Raw genomic sequence first — 7,017 nt, 5'->3', positions numbered from 1 at the left:
TTGTGGAAAACAACAAATTTCCATAAATTTCTATTAGTTTCTATTAATTTCAATTTTTTTAATAATATCTCCCTATCTCCTTAATCTCCACATCTCCTTTTGTTACACCACCTGAACGCTTACAAAACTTAATACTTTAGAGATGCAGAGAAACGGAGGAAATATGCAGAAGATAATTAAAGTTTTATGCAGTAGTGTATTAATGGCTATTTTTATTTCATCTTTTGCCCGCGCAGATACTTATGTAAGTGGAACAGTCGTTGCGGATGGGCAGTCCGGGACATGGACTAAAGGTAGCAGCCCTTATATTGCTACGGGAATGATATATGTTAATGGGACATTGACGATTGAGCCTGGTGTAGAGGTAAGATTTAAAACTGCGACGGCAATGATTATTAATGGAATCCTGATAGCTGAGGGAACTCCAGATGGAACGATTACCTTTACCTCCAATCAAAATCCAAAGAACAAAGGAGACTGGGCAGGAATTATATTTAATGGGACTTCAAAACCCTCAAAACTGACCTATTGTCAGATAGAATATGGGGGAAAGCCTAATGGAAATATTTACTGTACTAACTGTGTTCAATTACCCGTGATAGCAAGCTGTACTATTTCAAATAGTGATAATGCTGGAATTTATTCTATTATTCTCTCTCTCTCTCATCCCATACTCTACCTTCAGCATTGTCTAATAAGAGATAATGATGGATATCCTGTCCTTACAGGTCCAATGTTAGATATGAAAGATAATACAATTATAAATAATGGGGTAGAAGGTTCAAGTGGCAATGTCATCTGTATATGTGGTGTTTCTTCCACTGGTATCATTGAAGATATAACCTGGCATAATCAGGGAATACCATATCTGATTACTAACGATAATTTATTAATTGGGGATTTGCTATCTCCCGGAACATTAACTATTGATGCGGGAGTAACTATAAAAGTTGATAAGAATAGAGCTATTATAATAGGTGATGCCTCTTACTGGATATCAGGTTGTTTACAGGCAAATGGCACTGACGGAGGACGGATTACCTTTACTTCTAATCAAATACCGGTTAATCCGGGTGACTGGGGGTATATAAAATTTACGGGATATAGTCAGAATTCTTACCTTAAATATTGTAAGATTGAATATGGAGGAAATGATAGTACAGGTCCTAAACCTGCCATTTGGTGTGATAGTTCTGCACCTGAAATATCAAATACAGATATCTCCAATGTGTATTCTCATGGTGTAGCTATATTTAATAATAGTTCACCAACAATTACCTGGACCACAATAAGAGCGGGAACTGCTACCTATGATAATGTAGGACCATCCTGTATCTATTCTAATAGTTCCTGTCCTCAAATAGGAAGTAGTTCATTGATGAAGAGTAAATACGGTATTTATGCTAAATATAGCGGAATACCCAGCCTAAACATTACTAACAGTAATATAATTGGAAATACTTCTTATGGGATTCTTAACGAGGGTTTGGGAGTTGGAACAATTACGGCGACTAATAACTGGTGGGGAGATCCTTCAGGTCCTGCACCTCAAGGGAGTGGGGATAAAGTGAGTGAATATGTAGAATATTCTCCCTGGATTGGGATTGATACAGTTTCTCCTGACCAAATCACACTTGAGCTTAGAGGGATAGGATTAGGGAGTGTGACTTTACAATGGTTACCAACAGGAGATGATTTTGATATTGGCACACCTACATATTATGTCATCAATTATGCAACTACACCTATTACCAATAATAATTGGGGTAAGGTTTTTGGAAGTAAGACCTTATCTCCTGATACCCTGTCCTTTGATGGAAAATATTATTATTATTCTGTTGAAAATTTGTCCCCAAAAACTTTATATTATTTTGGTATTAAGGCCGTAGATGATGCCGGGAATTGGTCTGACCTATCAAATTGTGTAGGGGCAACGACTAAGGCAATTCTTGAAACACCACAAATCTATAATGTAATTAACGGTAACACCTGGATAAAGCTCTCCATACAAAATACGGATTCTAATCATCAGGTAGGATTTTGGGTGTATTATGGTTCTCGAACTGGTGTAAGTAGTGAAAATTATGATTATTATCAGGATGCAGGAATTGTGGCAGAATGTGGAAGTCTCACTTCTTCTTTTTCAACCGAAACAATTATTTCAAATTTAGACAATGGAAAATTATATTATTTTGTTGCTTATGCTTATGACCCGGCGAGTTCTACTAATAAAAGTAAATGGAGTGATAAATCGAATGAGGTGATTGGTTCTCCTACTGCCTTGAGTTTTGCCACAATCACTGGTTCTTCAAATGTCCTCGTGGGAGGTAGTGTTACCTATACGGGGCAGGGCTATGGTTCTTTTGGTGAGAAATTTGGCAGTTTGACTTATAGTTGGTGGTTTGAGCCAGAGCCGTTGGGCACGCTTAGTTCAACAAATACCTCTACGGTTACTTTTTCTGCCGGGACAAAAACTATGCGTGGGACACTAACGGTCGAGGCAAGAGATGGCACAATCTCGGTAACGGCACATTTGATTATTACCTTGTTTGCGGGAACGCCAACAACTGTCTGGATACTTGATAAACAAGGCGTGTCTGTTACCAAAGGAACTATCACCGCAGGTGGTAGTTTATTTTTTTTGGGTTCAGGAACGGATAAATATGGTAATTCGGTTGAGTCCTTCCAGTATTTCTGGCAAACCACTGCAGGCACAATAAATCCAATCCTGGGCACTTCAACAACCTTAACCGGCACCAAAGCCACCACCGGCACATTAACCCTAAGCGCAGATGGCACACAGACTTCAATTAGTGTGACTATCTTTCCGACCTCAACAACTAAGTTTATCTTTGAACATATCCTCTCACCTCAGAGACCCGGCACCCCTTTTGATGTTACCTTGAATAGTGCAGATGAATTTGATAACCTAACTCAAGATAGCCATATTGCAGGAACAGTTACTTTAACTATTTCTAATGGCACAAGTAGTCTGGGGACGATGAGTGTGATTTCGGGCTTTGGGACAAAAAGTATTTGTATTGATTTACCGGGTAGTTATACCATTTACGCCAGAGGGACTTTTACTCAGTCACCAGAAATTGTCTTGCAGGGAACAAGTAATTCTTTTTTAGTTGAAGCCGGAACACCTACGCAATTTATCTTTTTATCACCCCCCGGGACAATATCTGTTTCTGCGGCAGGGACAACGACCATTACGGCATATTTAGCCGATAATACTGGATTTCGAATTGGGACAGCGGGTGTTGAATGTAATTTAAGCATTTGGGCAAAAACTCCTAATGCAACTGGAACTCTGGGCACTTTAACTACTATCACGGATGCCAATGGTCAGATTAGCACTACCTGTCAGGTAGGGACTACCGCAGGTAGTCAAATTAAAGTCCTCATTACAACAAATTCATTTAATGGAATATCTGGCACTTCATCTCTAATCATCACGAAAAGTGGCTCTGTAGCCAAATTTGAATTTAGTGATATTGGGACGCAAACTGCTGGAATACCTTTTTGGGGCACAATCACGGCTAATGATAATTATGGTAATCTTGCCGAAGATTTTATAGGCACGGTTTCATTAGGGGTTCTTGCTTTGCCACCAGGAACAATCACCCCGACACAGACCGGGACTTTTACAAATGGACAATGGACAGGAACTATGACCATTACCACAGCTTTTAAGATGGGTTTTATTATTGCGACGCATTCAAGTGGTGCGGTGGGCACAAGTAACCTGTTCACTGTTATTCCTGCAGGACTTCATCACATAAATCTTATCCCTACCTATGCCACAACTACTATTGAAGGCACTATCTCCTTCAGTTGTAATGGAGAAGATGTTTATGGAAACAAGATTGATGGACTAATTTATGACTGGGAATCTATAGTGGGAACATTTACCCCAGCACAAGGAACATCAACGGTATTTACTGCAGGAACATTAGCCACAACAGGGACTATTGCGGTTAAAAGTGGCACGAGGACGGCAATTGGGACGGTAACTATTCTTGCAGGCACTTTGAGTTCCCTGGCGATTTCTCCTTCACCAGCGACAATGACTGCAGGCTCAACATTGACCTTAACCGCAACTGGCTATGATGCCTATGGGAACCAGTTAGCCACGATTAGCTGTGTCTGGGAAACAAATATTGGGACAATTACTTACGAATCTCCTATCGCCTACTTATATGCAACTAAAACAGGAACAGGTATGGCAACCGTAACTGCAAATGGCATTGCAACTTCGACTACTGTTACGGTTAATTTTGCTTCGTTACATCATTTTACCTATGACCCTGTTGCAACTCTAACAGCAGGGGAAAATATTATTTTTACAGTATATGCCAAAGATAAATGGGATAATGTAGTTGGTGATTATGGTGATGCTAATTACTTATTTATTAGCGCGGATGGTGAAATTACACAGCTGGTCTGGAATGCAACTCAATCTCCTACCTTTACTTTCACTAGTGGTCATTTAGGACCGTTAACCGAAAGTGGTAATACGAAATCTTATGATGAGGTATTTCTTTTTACCCATCAGATAGCTGATGAAACCAGGCGCGGGACATCTAACATCTTTGCTATTTTACCAGGACCGCCCAATAAATTCACCATTGCTTTAGGCACCAATTCTGTTGCAGTCGGAGCGACTACTTCCGTCACGGTGCAATTAACTGACCAATATGGCAATCCAGTGGAAGTCCAGGGCACAACTGCAGAATTATCTGTTATTGGCACCGGGACATTAGATAGGACGGTAGGCACGACTAATACTGACGGTAAAATCGAGGCAATTTGGACGGCATCAACTGAAGTTGGGACGGAATCATTCATTCAAGTAGTCTCGGTCTATGGCACTTCAACATCTGCTACTATCACCACAAAGATTGGCACTTTATCCTACATCACCCTTTCTACACAGACGATTAATTTACAGGTAGATGCGACCTGCACCATTACGGCTACTGGATATGATGAATTTGGACATGAAATTATGGGTTTAATATTCGACTGGGCGACGACTCTGGGGACTCTTACCTCTATTATCGGTTCAACAACGACATTTGAAGCCAGAACTTTAGCCGGCAAAGGGACTTTAACCGTGAAATACGACAATGTTGCCACGCAAACCTCGATTAATATTAATCCTGGCACAATTACCCATTTTTCCTTTGAACCTATTGCCAATCAAATCAGAGATGAAATATTCTATGCCACGGTGACGGCACGGGATAAATACGAAAATCTTATCTCTGATTATGCGACCGAGACGAATTTATACGATGCTAAAAATGGAACTTTGACTACAATTAACCTTAATCAGGGTATCGGTGCAGGAAGTATCTCTTTAGGAACTGAATTTTTAGGAATGACTTATATCTTAAGTCAAGCAAATGACATTAGAGGCACAAGCAATGATTTCTTTGTGTTGATAGATGATGCTCAGGGTGGCACGGTGACAAAGATATTTGCTCAGGGAACAACGACAATTGCCTTTAAAAATGGCGTTTTTCAAGGAATAGATTATTATCCAGATATTAATCCTGCGACCTCAAGTGTGATGATTGATACAGCTAACAATAATCTTGACCCAACACTTGAACAAGTGCCATCTTCAATCCGTGAGATAAAGGTTTTTAGTGGCACACCAACACTTCTACAGCAAACCTTTGAAACTGATACAGTAACACTTAGCCTCTCGTATTTAGAGCGTGTTGGCTATCCAGGATATGTCGAGACTGGAACCTGGGCAGTATTTGAACAATCATTAAAGATTTATCGTCTTGATGAAGGTAATAGCCAATGGGTTCTTATACCAGGAACGGTTAATACAGAGTTAAATATAGTTACTGCCTCTATCCCTCATCTTCCAGCAACTTATATTTTAATCGGTAACATACCTACCCTTGACCATTTTGCGTTTTCTATCCATCCTCCTGCTATTGCTTATGCAGGGGGAGGATTTAGCATTGGGATAGAGGCTCGAGATAAAAACGGTAATCGGCTTGGAGATGGTCTAATTCCTTCCCCGCCATATAATGGCACAGCGAGCTTAGGGCTTAATATTCCGGGGACAATTACGCCCGATGTGATTACATTTAATAACGGTTATTTTGATGATAACGCCTCCATTACCACTGCGGGTGCTAATATTTCCATTATTGTCCAATCAGATGAGAAGATAGGAACAAGTAGTCTTTTTACAGTTTCTCCTCAGCTATACACTCATTTTGAATTTGATTATATCGGGACGATGAATGTTGGTATTCCGGGGACAATTACTATCTTTGCGAAGGATGAATTTGGGAATAATGATGATATAAATCATCCTCCTATAACCGTTTCTTTAGAAGTTCCGGATAACCTTATTATCCCTTCGCAAGTTACTATTCCTCAGGGAACAGGGACATGGTGTGGGACTGTAACAATTTATAATAATCAAATCAATGCCCGGATAATTGCTAACGATGGCTTCCCTAATCCTAATGTTGGCACAAGTAATCCTTTTAATATCATTGGTGGTGAGCTGGCGTCCATCATCATCGAACCGGCAACTTCAACCATTGCTCAGCTTGGCACAGCCTCATTTATGGCGAAAGGATATACCAGCTCACATTTTGAAATACTGCCAGAAGCAGGTTATACCTGGACAGTGAGTAGTAATTTATTGGGTAGTTTTACCTTTATGGCAGAAAAAGGGACATTTACCATTTTTCAAGCAGGGACAAAGGCAATGACTGGCACGATTGCGGTTACCTCAGGGAGTATCACGGCAATAGTGACGATTACTGTAAATCCTGGTAGCGTTACTTCACTCTTAATTTCACCACACGGCGCCACAACTACCTCTAACAGTGAGGTAAAGTATGAGGTTACGGCTGTGGATAGTTATGGCAATACCTGGACAGTAACCGCCCAAACACAATTTGTTACAAATGACCCGGCAGGGACAATGACCGCCGGGAAAGAAATTTATACTGCGGGCAAAGTTGGCAC

Annotated in this window: 1 protein-coding gene; it reads left to right on the top strand. The window is 40.4% G+C overall.

Annotated features, from left to right (window positions below; genetic code table 11):
* Window positions 1–163: 163 nt before the first annotated feature.
* A partial coding sequence (locus tag AB1414_12975; GenBank protein ID MEW6608335.1) for a hypothetical protein occupies window positions 164–7,017 on the top strand: 6,854 nt, incomplete at its 3' end.

It is taken from the genome of bacterium, assembly GCA_040755795.1.
In the GTDB taxonomy this organism is placed as follows: domain Bacteria; phylum UBA9089; class CG2-30-40-21; order CG2-30-40-21; family SBAY01; genus JBFLXS01.
This window is presented reverse-complemented; position numbering and strand designations above follow the sequence as displayed.